Genomic DNA, 16,936 nt, shown 5'->3' with positions numbered 1-16,936 from the left:
GCACCCCGCGCCAAAACCGGGCGTGGCGGGGTGCGGGCGCGGCTGCGAGTAAGGTATGCGGCGTGAAGAAGCAAGCAAGAGAGATTTTCGGTTTGCCCCTGGTGTTCTGGGGATTGTGGCTGGCCCTGCTGATTCTGTGGATGGGCCGTTTCGTCATTTCGTTCATGTCGATGTACCTCGTCAAGGATCTGCACGTCGACGCGGGAGTCGCCGGCACGATCGTGTCGATGTACGGTTTCGGCGGCATCTTCGGCTGTCTGTTCGGCGGATCGTTGTCCGACCGGTTCGGCCGCCAGTCGATGATCATCGGCGGCGAGATCGGCTCGGCCGTCATGCTCGTCATCCTCTCGTTCATCGGCGATCCATTCGTCATGGGCGCGGCGCTGCTCGTCTACGGCGCGATCTCGTCGATCCCGACGCCGGCCATCGCCGCGTACATCGCCGACGTCGTGCCGGTGCGCGCGCAGAAACGCGCGTACACGCTGCAGACGTGGGCCGTGAACTTCGGCTTCGCGATCGGCCCGATCATCGCCAACCAGCTCGTCAAGATCTCGTACACGCTGATGTTCTACGCGGAGGCCGTCATCCTCATCGTCGCCACGGCCATGCTTGTCGCGTTCTTCTACGAGGCGCGCAAGCTCGGCGCCGAACCGGCCGCTGCGACGAACGCTGCCGCGACCGACAATCCCGCGGACGCGACGGCCGATCCCGAACGTTCGGTGTCGATGATGGCGAACTATCGTCGCGCGCTCGCCGACTGGCCGTTCATGTCGATGGTCGTGTTCATGTTCGCGTACACGATCGCGTACTTCCAGCTCACCAGCGGCCTGCCGATCGCGCTTACGCAGCTCGGCATGGGCACGGACCAGTATTCCGTGCTGCTGACGATCAACGGCGGCATCCTGTGCCTGTTGCAGATCCCGGCGCTGGCCGTGTTCAACCGCATGAGCAACACGCGCGTGCTCGTGCTCGGCATGCTGATGACGGCCGTCGGCTACGCGTTCCAGATCGGCGCGACCTCGTGGCACGGCTTCGCGATCGCGGCTGTGCTGTGGACGCTCGGCGAGCTCGGCACGTTCCCGATCGCCGCGACCACGGTCGCCAGCCTTGCGCCGGCCGACGCGCGCGGCACGTACCAGGGCCTGTACAACCTCGTCTGGTCGCTGTCGAACGGCGCGGCGCCGCTGGTCGGCGGCTGGATCATCGGCGGTTTCGGCAGCCGCACGCTGTGGATCTGCTGCACGGTCATGTTCCTGTTCGTCGCCGCCGGCCTCGCCGCCACCAAGGGTTCCCGCGAACGCGCCGTCGCCCGCAACCTACGCGAATCCCTCGCCTCCTGAACCTGTCGGGGCGCGGCGTCGGTCAATCGGGCGGTGGTGGGATGGGGAGCCGGAACGAATGCCGTCAGATCAGGCAGGCCATGGCCAGCTCCACGACGGCGTCCATCTCCTCCTGCTGCAGGTAGCCCACGAGTTCGGCGTTGCGCGCCTCCAGGTCGAGTGATTTCAGTTGTTCGACTTCGACGAATCCCTCGATGTCCAACGGCGAAACGGGATGGACCGCCATATGCAGCGGATAGTGGTTGTCCGTCGACGTGATCGGGCATACCCAGGTCAGGTTGCACAGCCGGTTGAAGTTTTCGTTGCCGACCACGAGCAGGTATCGTCGTTTGCGCTGTTCATGGCCGGCCGCCGGATCAAGGTCCGCGGCGACCACGTCTCCTCGTCGATATCCGTTCACAGGCGCTCCTTCCCGACCGGTGACGTGAAGCCGTCCTCGTGCGGCGTATAGCGGCCGTCGTATCCGGCGAACAGATCATGCAGGTCCGGTACGTTGTACCGGCCGATCCGCGTGATGCGTTGCCGTTCGGGCGTGATGACGATGCGGTTGCCGTCGACGTTGATGTCGACATGGCTGCCTTCGTGCAGTTCCAGCTGTTCTCGTATCTCCTTCGGGATACGTACGCCCAGCGCATTGCCCCATTTGTTGACCGTTGCCTTGACCATAGTGCCTCCCTGACTGGATATACAAAGTATATCTCCCAGGGTGGTTGGTTGCGGCGTTGCCGCCATACCGTTCATGTTGTCCCTTTCGACTTGAGCATCGACTGTGATCGTCCGTCTGCCCATCGTCGGGGAAGCGCAGTGTGTTTGCAAGCGCGACCGGGCCATGTGGTCGAATGGTCCGGGGAATCGCCCGTGAAACGTCTCTTTGCTCCGGCGGAACGGAAATAAAGTGGGTTGAATCGTGTCTTATAAGTCGGATGAGTCTCGAGTTATCCACATACGGCGTGTCTATCCACAATCGCGTCATGCACTGCTCGGCGCTCGGCCATGCGCCTCGTTGACACACCGGCGGAAGGGTTGGAATTTAGGCAACGCGCCGGGTTGTGTTACGCGGACGGTTGAGCGGGGTATGGAATAATGGCATGCGTACGCATCGGCCGCATACGCGCCGGTGCCCATAACCGCGCAGTCTTGCCGTGAACCGGGGGAGAAAACCCGGCCGTTCGCGAGGGCTGACTACTCCGCGGCTATACCAAGGAGAATCACCATGGTTGATCGCCAGAAAGATCAATCCAAGGCGTCCGCGCTGACTGAGGACGCCATCCAGTCAGAGGAAGTGCGCGCCCAGCAGGCGCTGCTCAACGATACCGACCCGTCGCTGACCGATGCGAGCGAGGTCGCCAAGGCGCTGAACGTCGACACCGCAACCGGCCTGAGCTCGGCCGAAGCCAAGCGCCGCCTCGAGAAGTTCGGCCCGAACCAGCTGGCCAGCGCGCCGCCGGTGCCGAAGTGGAAGAAGTTCCTCGCCCAGTTCGAGGACCCGCTGGTCTACCTGCTGCTCGTCGCCACCGCGATCTCGGTGGTCGCATGGTTCATCGAACGCGCCAACACGCCCGGCGGGGGAGAGCCGGTGCCGTTCGACGCGCTCGTCATCGTGCTCATCCTGATCGTCAACGCGGTCCTCGGCTACATCCAGGAGGCCCGCGCCGAACAGGCCGTCGCCGCGCTCGCGCAGATGACTGCACCGCAGACCGCCGTCCTGCGCGACGGCAAGGTCGTGCACATCAACACCACCGACGTCGTCCCCGGCGACATCGTCGTGCTCGGCGAAGGCGACACGGTCTCCGCAGACGGCCGACTGTTCGCCGCCGCTTCCCTGCGCATCGCGGAAGCGAGCCTGACCGGCGAATCCGTGCCGGTCGGCAAGAAGCCGGAGACGCTCGCCGAAGCCAAGGCGCTCGGCGACCGCTCGAACATGATCTTCAACGGCACGTCCGTCACGCAGGGCACCGGCCGCGCGATCGTCACCGGCACCGGCATGAACACGCAGGTCGGCAAGATCGCCGACATGCTCGCCGCCACCGACGACGAAGCCACCCCGCTGCAGAAGGAGATGGCGCACGTCTCCAAGATCCTCGGCCTCGCGGTGTGCGTCATCGCCGTGGTCGTGCTCGCCGCGCTCGCGATCACGCAGGGCTTCCACTCCGTGCACGACATCATCGACTCGCTGCTGCTGGCCGTTTCGCTGGCCGTCGCCGCCGTGCCGGAAGGCCTGGCCGCGATCCTGACCGTCGTGCTCGCGCTCGGCGTGCAGCGCATGGCCAAGCACAACGCGATCGTCAAGAAGCTTTCGTCCGTCGAGACGCTCGGCTCCGCGTCCGTGATCTGCTCCGACAAGACCGGTACGCTCACTCGCAACGAAATGACCGTCGAACGCGTGGTCACGCCGTCCGGCGAAGTGCAGATCACCGGCACCGGCTACGCGCCGGAAGGCCGCATGGTCATGGTCGGTGCCGCCGACGGCGACCTGGCCGTGCCGGATGCGATCGCCGCCGAAGTCATGGCGACGCTCGGCGCGGGTACGCTCGCGAACGACGGCGACCTGCGCGAAAGCGAAACCAAGGCCGGCCAGTGGGAGGCGATCGGAGACCCGACCGAAGTCTCGCTCATCGTCGCCGCACGCAAGGTGCATGCCGACCGCAAGTACGCGAACTTCGAACGTGTAGCCGAAGTGCCGTTCACGTCCGAACGCAAGCGCATGGCGATCGTCGCCAAGGACAACGCCGACGCCGGCAACCTGACCGTCTTCGCCAAGGGTGCGCCCGACGTGCTGCTCTCGTACTGCACGCGCATCGCCGTGGGCGGGGCCGTCCGTCCGCTCACCGAAGGCGACCGTCAGACGATCCTCGCGACCGTCGAGAAGCTGTCCGGCGAGGCGTACCGCACGCTGGGCGAGGCGTACCGTCCGCTCGGCACGTCGTCGCTGGCCGCCGTTCCCGGCATCAAGGCGAACGCGGCCGGACAGGTCACCGACATCGCCGAACAGTCCGACGTGATCGAATCCGATCTGATCTGGGCCGGCATGGTCGGCATCATCGACCCGCCGCGCACCGAGGTCCGCGACTCCGTGGCCGAAGCGCACCGCGCCGGCATCCGCACCGTCATGATCACCGGCGACCACCCGCTGACCGCGGCGCGCATCGCCTCCGATCTGGGCATCATCGCCAAGGGAGGCAAGGCGCTCACCGGCGACCAGCTCGACGAACTCGCCGCACAGGGCGAGGCCGCGTTCGACAAGGCGACCTCCGAAGTGTCCGTGTATGCGCGCGTCGCGCCGGAGCACAAGCTCAAGATCGTCGAATCGCTGCAGCGCCAGGGCAACATCGCCGCCATGACCGGCGACGGCGTGAACGATGCGCCGGCCGTCAAGTCCGCCGACATCGGCGTGGCGATGGGCATCACCGGCACCGAAGTCACCAAGGAATCCGCGAAGATGATCCTCGCGGACGACAACTTCTCCACCATCGTCGCCGCCGTGCGCGAAGGCCGCGTGATCTTCGACAACATCCGCAAGTTCCTGCGCTACCTCCTGAGCTCCAACGTGGGCGAGGTGTTCACCGTGTTCGGCGGCGTCATGCTCGCCGGCGTGCTCGGCATCACCCAGCCCGGCTCGCAGGGCGTGACCGTGCCGCTGCTCGCCACGCAGCTGCTGTGGATCAACCTGCTCACCGACGCCGCGCCGGCGCTCGCGATGGGCGTCGACCCGCAGACCGACGACGTGATGGCCCGCAAGCCGCGCAAGCTCACCGACCGCGTGATCGACAAGGACATGTGGATCGACATCGCGTTCATCGGCATCATCATGGCCGCCGTGACGCTCATCGGCATGGACATGCACCTCGCCGGCGGCCTGTTCACCGACCGCTCCGTCGACGCGCTCGGCCACGACGCGCAGATGACCGAGGCCCGCACGATGGGCTTCACGATCCTCGTGTTCGCGCAGCTGTTCAACGCGCTCGCCTCGCGTTCGGCGCGCCAGTCCGCGTTCGTGGGCCTGTTCAGCAACAAGTGGCTGTGGGGCGCGATCGGCATCTCCATCCTGCTGCAGGTCGTGGTGATCTACGTGCCGTTCCTCAACGACGCGTTCGGCACCACGCCGCTCGGCCTGGTGGCCTGGTTCGAGTGCATCGGCCTGGCGGCGATCGTGCTGGTGGCCTCCGAAATCTACAAGGCCATCATGCGCGCGGTCGACAAAAGCCGCGGCGTGACCGTCTGAGACGGCCCAGCCGATTCCGGCTTTCCCGGCCGGTTCTCCTGATCCATAACGAAAAGGCTCCCCTCGGGGAGCCTTTTCTTGTATCTACCTGTCCGTCGTCGGATTCCCGGTCGGATTCCCGTCGGCGGACGTCACAGTACGCCGGACGAAATATCGTGCAGCAGCAGCCACTGGCGCAGGTCGGCGAACTCGTCCATGCTCACCTCGTGACCGAGCCCGTGGTAGCTTTTCGTCGTCAGCCACGTATGCTCCTCCAGCCACGCGGCCGTAGCGAACAGCTCGTACTTGGGCACGATCCTGTCGTTCTTGCCATACACGTAGAACACGGGGATCTCGTAGTCGGCGAGCCGGTCGTCGGCCGGGGCCGTGCCGGGCACGTTGCCGGGCGCGAGCGTGCCGGACAGGTTGATCGCCGCGCGGTAGCGTTCGGGATGAATGCGCAGCAGGTGCGTGGCCAGCAGGCCGCCCTGCGAGAAGCCGATCGGCACGACGTCGCGTTCGAGCGGCACGTGCTCGTCGACCCAGCGGTCGATCGCGCGGGCCGCCGCGTACGCCTCGCGGTCGAGATCGTCGCCGGACGGCGCCTTGACCGAAAACCACGAGTACGCGCCGGCGATGGCCGGCAGTCCGTCGCCGCGTTCGCGACGCTCCTGCAGCACGATCGGCGCGCGCAGGGACGCGTAGTCGTTGTACGGCGCGATATAGCGCATGATGTCGGCCAGATCCTCCTCGTTGGACCCCCAGCCGTGCAGGCACAGGAACATCGGGTGGGTCGGCGCGGCCTCGCCCCCGCCGCGCGAGTACTGCACATGCGTGATGACCGGCTCCGGCGGCTGTGCGGGCACGCCGTTCGTTGCGTCTTCTGCGTCTTCGCTCATGCGGCCCAATATACGCGATTCGGCGCGCGCCCGGCGGGGATGGTCCACAAGCGTTCGGCCGGCGGCACAACAAGAACAACGAGAAGAACAAAAAGAAACCCCGGCGGGGTGTCCGCCGGGGAGAGAAAGGAGAGAGAAGAAGAAAGGGTTCAATTGTCGGGAACTGCTGCCGTTCCTGTTCAGCTCTTGCTGACAGTTATTATGAAAACACCGGTTGCTGGGCGCAATGATGCGATTGTCTGGGAACAAGCTGAAAGTTATGGTCCGAAATCGTGTGGATCGGGCCGGCCGCCCGGTTCGCGCCGCGAGAGGCCCGCCGCTAGACTGTGGTGCAGATCTTTTTTCGTGAATGCCGAGCCAAGGAGTTGCCATGCTGCTGTCCGATCGCGATATTCTTGCCGCCAAGGCCGACGGCCATATCTCGCTTGATCCGTGGACTCCCGAAATGGTGCAGCCCGCGTCGATCGACGTGCGTCTGGACCGTTACTTCCGCCTGTTCAACAATCATGCGTACACGTACGTCGACCCGGCCGAGAACCAGGGCGCGCTGACCGAGCAGTTCGAGGTCGCGCCCGACGAGCCGTGGATCCTGCACCCGGGCGAGTTCGCGCTCGGCTCGACGTGGGAGTATGTCAAGCTCGACGCGACGATCGCCGCGCGTCTCGAAGGCAAGAGCTCGCTGGGCCGCCTCGGTATCCTCACCCATTCGACCGCCGGCTTCATCGACCCGGGCTTCGAGGGCCACATCACGCTCGAGCTGTCCAACGTCTCCACGCTGCCGGTCAAGCTGTGGCCGGGCATGAAGATCGGCCAGATGTGCTTCTTCCAGCTCAGCTCGCCGGCCGAGCACCCGTACGGCTCCCAGGGCACCGGATCGCACTATCAGGGCCAGCGCGGCCCCACCCCGAGCCGCTCCTACGTCAACTTCTACAAGGCCGACGTCAGCGACTGACCGCAATCCTCACAGGCTCGAATCGGCGTCCACGCTCATCACGTACACGTTGCGGCGCAGCGTCTTCGCCTGCGCGCGCGTGATCTCGCCGGCCTCGACCATGTCCTGGATCACGCCGAGCTCGATGCCGTAGCTTTCGCGCTTCACGTCCTCCGCCATGCCGATCGTCTTCGCGCTGCCGGTCATGTTCGGCCGCGCGCGCAACGCCGACTCGGCACGACGGTAGTCGAGCAGCAGCGCCGAGCAATGCTCCGTGTTGTACGTGTCGCGCGTCATCTCCTCGTACAGCCGGTCGATCACGTGCTCAAACGCGGCGAGCTGCACCATGCGGGTGTGCGCGAAGATCTCGTCGTCGCTGATCAGCGGCGTGGTGCGGCGGATGCGGCTCGACGTGCGCCGGATCAGCGTGAGCGTGCGGCGCTGCAGCGCGCGCATGCGGCCGCGGATCTGCCACATCGCCCGGCCGGAGTTGCGGTCGGTGGAGATGTGGCGCAGCGAGTTCATGATCTGGTCGAGCAGGCGCTCGCACGCCTCGATCTCCAGATCGCGGTTCGCCTGCGTGCCCTCCTTGCTGCGCTTGGTGTCGAGCAGACGCTGCTTGACGTAGTCCTTCTCCCAGCCGAGCGCGTCGATCTGCAGCTGCGCGTAGCGTTGCGGGTCGATTTCGCCGGTGCGCTGCTTGAGTCGCGTGATGCGCTTCGTGTACGAGTCGATCACCATGAGCACGGCGCGGCGGTTCTCGTTCGTCACGCGGCCGGTGAGCTCCTCGACCGTGCGGCGCAGCACTTCGATCGTGACCTCGGTCATCTCCAGCGACGTGTCGCCGCTGCGGTTCGGCGCGATCGCGGGCAGCAGGAAGTTCGCCAGCAGCAGCGTGACGATGATCACGCCGGACGCGATGAAGATCAGCTCGTCGCGCATCGGGAACCAGCGTCCGCCGGAGATCGCGTACGGGATCGTGAACATCAGCGACAGCGTGATCGTGCCCTTCGCGCCGCCGAACGTCATCACCGCGGCCGAACGCCAGCGTTCCGGCGTCATGTGGCGGCGGTGTCCGGTCTGCGTGTCGTGCGCGAGTCGCAGCATCGCCGACACCCAGATGAACCGCATCGCGATCACGACCAGCGAGACGAGCATGATCACGCCGATGAGCAGGATGTTGCTCACGCCCGGATCCTCCCAGCTGTTGCCCATCGCGCCGGGCAGCAGCATGCCGAGCAGGATGAACACCGCGCCGTTGAGCGTGAACGAGAGCACGCCCCACACGCTGTTCGACACGATGTTCGTGCGCGCCACGTTCGGGCCCACGCCGGTGCGGTCGAAGCGGATGAACAGGCCGGACGCGACGACCGACAGGATGCCGGAGACGTGCGCGATGTCCTCGGCGGCCAGGTACAGCAGGAACGGCAGGAACAGCTCCATCAGGATGCGCGTGGTGGTCGTCTCCCAGCCGAGCGAGCGGATCGTTTCGAACAGCCAGTTCGCGACCAGGCCGATCGCTAGTCCGAACAGCGCGCCGCCGATGAACGAGACGACGAATTCGCCGGCCGCCTCGCCGACCTCGAACTGGCCGGTGACGGCCGCGGCGATTGCGAACTGGAAGCCGACGATGCCGGACGCGTCGTTGAACAGCGACTCGCCTTTGAGCACGCTCATCTGGCGTTGCGTCAGCGCAGCCTCCTTGCCGAGCGACGATACGGCGACCGCGTCGGTCGGTCCGAGCGCCGCGCCGAGCGCGAGACCGGCGGCCAGCGGGATCGCCGGCCATATCGCGTGCAGGATCACGCCGACGGCGACCATGGTCGCGATCGCGAGCCCGATGGCCAGCGACAGCGACAGTTTGAGCGTTTTCAGCAGGCCCGACTTGTCGATCTCATGCGCTTCGAGATACAGCAGCGGCGCGATGAACAGGACCATGAACAGTTCCGGATCGAGTTCGACGTTGGGAAAGAACGGCAGCTGCGAGGCGACGGCGCCGAGCGCGATCTGCACGAGCGGCGTGGACACTTTCGGGATGAAGCGGCTGATGAACGAGGACAGCACGACCGCCGCGATGATGCATAGGATGAGCTGAAATACCGCCACAGTGTGTCCTCCCTCTCCGCGGCCGCCTTTGCCGCCATCAGCCTATCAGTCAAACCTTCTACCCGCGTTACGTTTCTCGATGGGCGGCAGTAAAGCTGGCGGAGCCTCGGCCCCCTCACTGAGGGCTGTCACGCGAAGCGTGACTGGGGTAGCTCCGCGGCCGTAGGCCGTCAACGGCACCGCATCGTGCGCAGCGCGATTCCGAAACCGAGTGGATAACGGTCGCGTACACTGGCAGCCATGACGAACGCTTTGACGAACGATGCGGCGATGATGCGCGCGCTGGCGTTGGCGGCGGATGCGGCGGCCGATGGGGAGGTGCCGGTCGGTGCGCTGGTGCTGGACGCGGATGGCCGCGTGATCGGCGAGGGTCGCAACGCGCGCGGCGGAAACCGGCCGGCATCGTCCGCGACCGGTACTGCCGATGCGGGCGATGGAGGCACCGCTCCGGCCGATCCGCTCGCGCACGCCGAAGTGCTCGCGATGCGCGACGCCGCCGCCCGGCTCGGCACATGGAACCTCGCCGACTGCACGTTGGTCGTCACGCTCGAACCGTGCCCGATGTGCGCGGGTGCCTGCCTGCAGACGCACGTCGGACGCATCGTGTTCGGCGCGTGGGACGCCAAGCTCGGCGCGTGCGGCTCGATTTGGGACATTCCGCGCGATCCGCACATCGGCCACGCGCCGGAAGTGTACGGCGGCGTGCGCGAGGCCGAGTGCGCGGCCCTGCTTGCCGATTTCTTCGCCGCGCGGCGGTAGGGCATCCGAATTTCTTTCCAGCTGCAACAAACACTCCGCATCCTGACAAGGAAAACGCGCCCGCGTACCATCGATACCGGTACGCCAACCAACGCAGTTCCGTCCGTACAAGCACGCGCAAGCCTGCAAAAGCACGCAAGGGAGTAGCAATGCCGCTGATCGAACAATTCCAAGGCACCGCCGCCGACGGCACCGATCTGACCGCCGTCTACGCCGAACAAGCCGAGGCGAACGTCGCGTTCGCACTGGTCTTCGCCGGCGACGACCTGCCCCGCTTCGTCCACTGGGGCCGACCGATCGCCGACCCGGCCACCGTCATCAACCTGTACGACGCCCTCCGCCCGCAGCGCGTCTCCGGCGGCCTCGACGACACGTCGTGGCCGTCCATCCTGCCCACGCAGGCCGAATCATGGCTCGGCGCGCCCCGCTTCGAAGTCCGCCGCGACGGCGTCGAACTGCACTGCCGGTTCGCGGTCGAGGCCGTCACGGCCGGCGCGACCGACCGCGTCGACGGCAACGCGTTCACGCAGCCGTCGGCCGACGCGGCCGAATCGGCGACCGTCATCGCTCCCGTGCCGTCCGCCGCATCCGTGACAACGCACGTCACCGTCGGCGACCAGCTCGCCGTCGCACGCGACAACGACCCCCAGCCGACCCCGACCGTCGTCGTCGAAGCGGTCGACCGCGAACAGGGCGTCGGCATCGTCTGGACATGCGAACTCGACGAATCCGGTCTCATCCGCCAAAAGCTCGAAGTCGCGAACCTCGGCGGTGGCAATCTCGAAATCGGCCGCATCGAACTCGGCTTTCCGCTGCCCGCCGACGCCACTGAAATCCTCACCACCACCGGCCATCACCTGCGCGAACGTCATCCGCAGCGCCAGCCGCTCACCATCGGCCGTTTCGAAAAGTTCTCCATGACCGGCCGACCCGACTTCGACGCCAGTCTGCTGCTGTCCGCCGGCGAACCCGGCTTCGGCTTCACCCGCGGCGACGTGTATTCCGTGCACGTCGGCTGGAGCGGCAACAGCGTCCTGTCCGCCGAACGCACGCCGTACACGCAGGGCGTCATCGGCGGCGGTGAGATCCTGCTCGGCGGCGAAGTCACGCTGTCGGGCGAGGCCGCCACGTACACGACCCCGTGGGTCTACGGATCGTACGGCAACGGGCTCAACGAAGTCGCCGCGCGATTCCACGCGTACCTGCGCAACGTGCACCGCGCCGCCCGTCGCGAGCTCGGCATCGCCGACAAGCCGCGACCGGTCATCCTCAACACATGGGAGGCCGTGTACTTCGACCAGAACTACGACACGCTCACCGCGCTCGCCGACAAGGCCGCGGCGATCGGCGTCGAACGGTTCGTCGTCGACGACGGCTGGTTCGGCTCCCGCCGCGACGACACGAGCGGACTCGGCGACTGGCAGATCGCGCAGGACGTGTGGCCGGACGGGCCGCAGTCGCTCAAGGCGCTCGCCGACTACGTGCACGGCAAGGGCATGGAATTCGGCCTGTGGTTCGAACCGGAGATGGTCAACCCCGATTCCGACATGTACCGTACGCACCCCGACTGGGTGCTACGCCCGACGCCCGGCCGCCTGCCGATGCAGGGCCGCACGCAGCAGGTCGTCGACCTGACCAACCCCGACGCATACGACTACGTGTACGGCTGCATGGACCGGCTCGTCGGAGAACTCGGCATCGACTACATCAAGTGGGACCACAACAAGCTCGTCACCGAAGCCGTCTCGCCGCGCACCGGCCGGCCGGCCGTGCACGCGCAGACGCTCGCCGTCTATCGGATCTTCCGCGATCTCAAGGCCGCGCATCCGGGACTCGAGATCGAAAGCTGCTCGTCCGGCGGCGGCCGCGTCGACCTCGGCATCCTCGAACTCGCCGACCGCATCTGGGTGTCCGACTGCGTCGACCCGCTCGAACGCGTCGAAATCCAACGGTACACGTCGCTGCTCGTGCCGCCGTTCATGATGGGCGAGCACGTCGGCGCCAGCCCTGCGCACTCTACGCACCGGCCCACCAGCCAGGAGCTGCGCATGGCGATGGCGTTCTTCGGGCACATGGGCGTCGAATGGAACCTGCTCAAAGAGCCGGACGAGGACGTGGCCAAGCTCGGCGAATGGATCGCCGAATTCAAGAAGCATCGCGAATGGTTCGCGGTCGACACGTGCGTGCATTCCGACGCGGCCGATCCGGCCGTGCGCGTGGACGGCATGGTCAAGCCCGACCGTTCCGCCGCGTTCTACCGGTTCACGCAGGTCACCACGTCTGCCACGTATCCGGCGGCGCCGATCCGCCTGCCCGGCCTCGACCCGGACGCCACGTACCGCATCCAGCCGCTGTGGCTCGACCTTGACCTCGACGCGCTCGGCATCGCCAACGGCCAGTCTCCGCTCGGCTGGTGGACCTCCGACGGCGTGCTGCTCACCGGCCAGGCGCTCGCCACCTACGGCCTGCGCCCGCCGAGCCTGCATCCGGCACAGTCCGTCCTGTTCACCGCCGTGCGGCAGTGACCGACACCGCCTGCCCGGTCATTGGCCAATAATCGGGCCAATAACCGGGACTGGCTCGCCAATCCTCGCCAATAGCTCACGCACTGGCCAATAATCAACGAGCATCGGCCTGCCGGCGTTGTTTTGTGACGGGTAACAAAATGGTTCTCGCCGCAAACCCACGCCGGAAGGCCGATGCTCGTTGGTTCTTGGCGAGGAACGCGTTATCCAACGGATTCCGTGCGCCGCCGCCTACGGATCGGTCGCCGCGCTGGCCGCAATCACCCGATATAGCGGGAAATGGCGCGGGAGGCGGCGGCCTTGGCCCACAGCTGCCAGTCGTGATCGACCACGGTGAACCGCACCGGCGCGGCCTGGCTGTGCCGGTAGCGGTTGATGCCGTCGCGCACCGCATCGATGCTCATCTTCGCCAGAAACGCGGACTCGCCGGCCACCATCACGCGCGACGGCATCGCGATGTTCGCCACCATCGAAATCAGCGATCCCAGCCTGAAGCACGTCTGATCGACCAGCTGCTCGGCCTGGGGCCGTCCCGCCCGCGCGTCCGCCACGAACTCGTCGAACGTGCACGCGCGGCCGATCATCTGCGAATACTGGTTCGCCAGCGACGCATCCGTCAGGCACTGCGCGCACCCGACGTGCCCGGACGCACATCGCGGACCGTCCGGATCGATCAGCACATGCCCAAGCAGGCCGTAGCTCTTGTCCGGGTAGTCGACCGGCTCTCCGTGCACGGCCAGCGAATAGCCGATGCCCACACCGATCGTCACCACGGCGAACGCCTCCAAACCGACACCCGGCCCGAACCAGCTCGCGTCCAGCAGCAGCGAGTCGACGTCGTTGTACACCGTGCACGGCAGCCCGGCCGCGCACGAGACCATCGCCGCCAGCGGCACGTCCTGATCCCAGCGCAGGAACGGCGCGAACGTCACCATCGCGTCGTCGCGCACGTGACCGCCGATCGCCACGCCGATCGCCGTCGGCTCGGGCAGCGCGCGGGTGGCGACGTCGGCGCGGCAGTCGCCGACCAGTCGTGCGATCACGTCGGTCACATTCCGCGGCGAACGATCGGCGAACGCGAGTTCGTGCCGGCCGGACACGACCTCCCCGTGCGCGTTGACCGCGGCCGCGATCGCCGACGTGCCGTGCACCTTGACGCCGACGAACGTGCGCGCGTTTGCGCACAACGCGAGCGCCGTCTGCGGCCGGCCCCGGCGCTCGCCGCTGTCCTTCGGCGCGAACCCTTGCGGCAGCGGGCCGCGCGGCACCGAGTCGCCCGGCAGTTCCTCGATCACGCCCGCGTAGATAAGGTCGCTGGTGATGCGCGACAGCGCGCCCTGCGACAGGCCGAGCAGCTGGGCGAGCGTGGTGCGGGCGATCGGGCCGTACTGCGCGATCGCGCGCGCGACGCGGTGCATGTAGTCGGAGCCGTCGAACCATTGCGGGAACGCGGATGCCGTGGGTTCCGCTGCGTTCGTTGCTTCCGGTGCGGTCGTCATCATCTGCGCTCCTTGCTGTGATCGTGCCATGTGCGGCCATTATTTTCATTCCTACGGCATAAAAATACTCTTTTCTTTCCGCCTCGCCCGGGGAACCGGCGAATGGGAATGAAAACCGCGCAATCGTATGCTGTGAGGTACGCGAAACCCAATGCGGCGGGGTCCGGACGCTCGCGCACGCGGCACGAGCGTGCCGGTCGTCGGGCCGGTGGGTCGGCCGGTCGGCAGGACAGCCGGACCGGCTGGTCCGGGCGCAGCGATCCATCCCGCCGCAACCATCAGCAAAGGAGCCGAACCCATGGCCTCGTTCAACCGCACCACACTGCCGGACAACGTCCGCACCAACGGCGCCACCCCGAACCCGTGGTGGGCCAACGCCGTCGTCTACCAGATCTACCCGCGTTCGTTCCAGGACACCAACGGCGACGGATTCGGCGATCTCAAGGGCATCACGAGCCGCCTCGACTATCTCGCCGACCTCGGCGTCGACGTGCTGTGGCTGTCGCCGGTCTATAAAAGCCCGCAGGACGACAACGGCTACGACATCTCCGACTATCAGGACATCGACCCGCTGTTCGGCACGCTCGACGACATGGACGAGCTGCTCGCCGAGGCGCACAAGCGCGGCATCAAGATCGTGATGGACCTGGTCGTCAACCACACCTCCGACGAGCACGCGTGGTTCGAAGCGTCCAAGGACAAGAACGACCCGCATGCCGACTGGTACTGGTGGCGTCCGGCCCGCCCCGGCTTCGAGCCTGGCACGCCCGGCGCCGAGCCGAACCAGTGGGGCTCGTACTTCGGCGGCTCCGCGTGGGAATACGTGCCCGAGCGCGGCGAATACTATTTCCACCAGTTCTCGAAGAAACAGCCCGATCTCAACTGGGAGAACCCGGCCGTGCGTCGCGCGGTGTACGACATGATGAACTGGTGGCTCGATCGCGGCGTCGACGGCTTCCGCATGGACGTGATCACGCTCATCTCCAAGCGCATCGACCCCGCCGGCCGTCTGCCCGGCGAACCCGGCTCCGAGATCGCGGATGGTCCGGTCGGCGAGGAGGGCTACTCGAACCCGAACCCGTTCTGCGCCGATGGCCCGCGTCAGGACGAGTTCCTCGCAGAAATGCGCCGTGAGGTCTTCGACGGCCGCGACGGCTTCCTCACCGTCGGCGAGGCTCCCGGCATCAACGCGCAGCGCAACGAGCACATCACCGATCCCGCCAACGGTGAACTCGACATGCTGTTCCTGTTCGAGCACGTCGACTGCGACTGCGACGGCATCAAGTGGAAGCCGCGCGCGCTCGATCTGCCCGCGCTCAAGCGCATCATGGCCGGCTACCAGACCGCCGTGGCCAAGGCCGGATGGGCCAGCCTGTTCTCCGGCAACCACGACCAGCCGCGCGTCGTCTCGCGCTGGGGCGACGACTCCAGCGAGGAGAACCGCGTGCGCTCCGCCAAGGCGCTCGGCCTCATGCTGCACATGCACCGCGGCACCCCGTATGTGTATCAGGGCGAAGAGCTCGGCATGACCAACGCGCACTTCACCCGTCTCGATCAGTACCGCGATCTGGAAACGCTCAACGCATACCGCCAGCGCGTCGAAGAGGCCAAGGTGCAGTCGGCCGAATCGATCATGGCCGGATTCGCCGCGCGCAGCCGCGACAACGCCCGCACCCCGATGCAGTGGGACGCCTCGACGTACGCCGGATTCACCGCGCCCGACGCGGCGAGCGAACCGTGGATCTCCGTCAACCCGAACTGTGCGGCGATCAACGCGGCCGCCGAATTCGACGATCCGGACTCCGTGTACGGCTTCTACAAGCGGCTCATCGCGCTGCGCCACGCCAATCCGGTCGTTGCCGCGGGCTCGTGGGAGCTCATCGACTCGGACGACGAGCACGTGTACGCATTCGTGCGCACACTCGGCGACGAGCGCCTGCTCACGGTCGTCAACCTCTCCGGGCGCACGGTGGACCTGCCGGCCGAATCCGCGGCACTGCTGGGCGCGGTGGCCGGGGATGCCGGCGAAGTAGCCGCCGACGCGATCGTGATTTCGACCTATGACGCCGATCATGCGGCCGCGTCGATCACGTCCGGTGCGCTCGCCCCGTGGGAAGGCGTCGTGGTGCGTCTGTAATTGGGTGTCGCTCGGGCCTCCGCTCGGGCCTCTTGACCGTGGAACTGCCGAATATATCCGCGCAGTTCCACGATCGAGAGGCTAAATCCGCGGCCTGCCGCGGTCAGTTCGACGATCGAGAGGCTATTGTTGGCGTTGACGGACCCTGAGATCCCTGATCCATACCCCCGAAGAGCCACTTTTTGACTGTCGGTATCGGTGAAGGTAGTATTTCGTCGGGTTTAATTTGCCTTTTGTGTGTGGTTGTGTTCTTCTTGGATTGTGTGTGGTGTTTGTCCAAGGGAGGGCCGCGGGATGTCGCGTAGGGTCAGGGTCGTGTTGGGTGATGGTGATCGTCGTTTTCTGGAGTCGATGGTCTCCAGTGGAGAGCACAAGGCGCGTGCGATCGCACGCGCACGCGTGCTGCTGATGCTGGACGAGCCGGACGGCGTCAGCCCGTTGTCCCGCGCCGAGATCGCCGACCGGTGCGGCGTCAGCGTCGAGACGGTGCGCCGGGTTGCCGGCCAGTGGAGGGACACGCATGACGTGAGGGCCGTGAC

At 66.5% G+C, this 16,936-nt stretch carries 12 protein-coding genes; 7 read left to right on the top strand and 5 right to left on the bottom strand.

Annotated elements, in window-relative coordinates; genetic code table 11:
- Positions 1 to 140 precede the first annotated feature (140 nt).
- Positions 141 to 1,340, top strand: a complete 1,200-nt coding sequence (locus tag JS533_RS03515; protein ID WP_420838614.1) for an MFS transporter — start codon at positions 141 to 143, stop codon at positions 1,338 to 1,340.
- A 64-nt stretch (positions 1,341 to 1,404) separates the two neighbouring features.
- Here the strand turns inward: JS533_RS03515 and JS533_RS03510 are convergent, their stop codons facing one another.
- Positions 1,405 to 1,740, bottom strand: coding sequence for a type II toxin-antitoxin system PemK/MazF family toxin (locus JS533_RS03510; RefSeq protein WP_241513146.1), 336 nt, complete (start codon positions 1,738 to 1,740; stop codon positions 1,405 to 1,407).
- Positions 1,737 to 2,006: an AbrB/MazE/SpoVT family DNA-binding domain-containing protein gene (locus tag JS533_RS03505; RefSeq protein WP_241513145.1), complete on the bottom strand. Its 270-nt coding sequence runs from the start codon at positions 2,004 to 2,006 to the stop codon at positions 1,737 to 1,739. Before JS533_RS03505 ends, JS533_RS03510 begins: the two co-directional genes overlap by 4 nt.
- A 547-nt stretch (positions 2,007 to 2,553) precedes the next feature.
- On the opposite strand from JS533_RS03505, the gene JS533_RS03500 reads away from it, so the two are divergent.
- Positions 2,554 to 5,562, top strand: coding sequence for a cation-translocating P-type ATPase (locus tag JS533_RS03500; protein ID WP_241513144.1), 3,009 nt, complete (start codon positions 2,554 to 2,556; stop codon positions 5,560 to 5,562).
- A gap of 131 nt (positions 5,563 to 5,693) precedes the next feature.
- Here JS533_RS03500 and JS533_RS03495 read toward each other — a convergent pair whose 3' ends face one another.
- A complete protein-coding gene (locus tag JS533_RS03495) occupies positions 5,694 to 6,440 on the bottom strand; it encodes an alpha/beta hydrolase (protein ID WP_241513143.1) in 747 nt (248 codons plus the stop codon).
- Between the two features lie 370 nt (positions 6,441 to 6,810).
- On the opposite strand from JS533_RS03495, the gene dcd reads away from it, so the two are divergent.
- Positions 6,811 to 7,392, top strand: coding sequence for a dCTP deaminase (gene dcd / locus JS533_RS03490; RefSeq protein WP_241513142.1), 582 nt, complete (start codon positions 6,811 to 6,813; stop codon positions 7,390 to 7,392).
- A 9-nt stretch (positions 7,393 to 7,401) separates the two neighbouring features.
- Here the strand turns inward: dcd and JS533_RS03485 are convergent, their stop codons facing one another.
- Positions 7,402 to 9,477: a cation:proton antiporter gene (locus JS533_RS03485; protein ID WP_241513141.1), complete on the bottom strand. Its 2,076-nt coding sequence runs from the start codon at positions 9,475 to 9,477 to the stop codon at positions 7,402 to 7,404.
- Between the two features lie 252 nt (positions 9,478 to 9,729).
- On the opposite strand from JS533_RS03485, the gene JS533_RS03480 reads away from it, so the two are divergent.
- The gene (locus JS533_RS03480) at positions 9,730 to 10,236 is read left to right on the top strand and encodes a nucleoside deaminase (RefSeq protein ID WP_241513174.1); all 507 of its coding nucleotides are present in this window, start codon (positions 9,730 to 9,732) and stop codon (positions 10,234 to 10,236) included.
- Positions 10,237 to 10,385: 149 nt separating this feature from the next.
- Complete coding sequence (locus JS533_RS03475) at positions 10,386 to 12,761, top strand: alpha-galactosidase (RefSeq protein ID WP_241513140.1); 2,376 nt, start codon at positions 10,386 to 10,388, stop codon at positions 12,759 to 12,761.
- 260 nt (positions 12,762 to 13,021) lie between these two features.
- Here JS533_RS03475 and JS533_RS03470 read toward each other — a convergent pair whose 3' ends face one another.
- Positions 13,022 to 14,260, bottom strand: coding sequence for an ROK family protein (locus JS533_RS03470; RefSeq protein WP_241513173.1), 1,239 nt, complete (start codon positions 14,258 to 14,260; stop codon positions 13,022 to 13,024).
- A 298-nt stretch (positions 14,261 to 14,558) separates the two neighbouring features.
- On the opposite strand from JS533_RS03470, the gene JS533_RS03465 reads away from it, so the two are divergent.
- Both JS533_RS03465 and JS533_RS03460 read left to right on the top strand, forming a co-directional pair.
- On the top strand, positions 14,559 to 16,397 hold the full coding sequence (locus JS533_RS03465) for a glycoside hydrolase family 13 protein (RefSeq protein ID WP_241513139.1): 1,839 nt from the start codon (positions 14,559 to 14,561) through the stop codon (positions 16,395 to 16,397).
- 294 nt (positions 16,398 to 16,691) lie between these two features.
- Positions 16,692 to 16,936 (top strand): helix-turn-helix domain-containing protein (locus JS533_RS03460; protein WP_241513138.1); only part of this gene is annotated, 245 nt, incomplete at its 3' end.

It is taken from the genome of Bifidobacterium amazonense, from assembly GCF_018555435.2.
Classification (GTDB): Bacteria; Actinomycetota; Actinomycetes; order Actinomycetales; family Bifidobacteriaceae; genus Bifidobacterium; species Bifidobacterium amazonense.
This window is presented reverse-complemented; position numbering and strand designations above follow the sequence as displayed.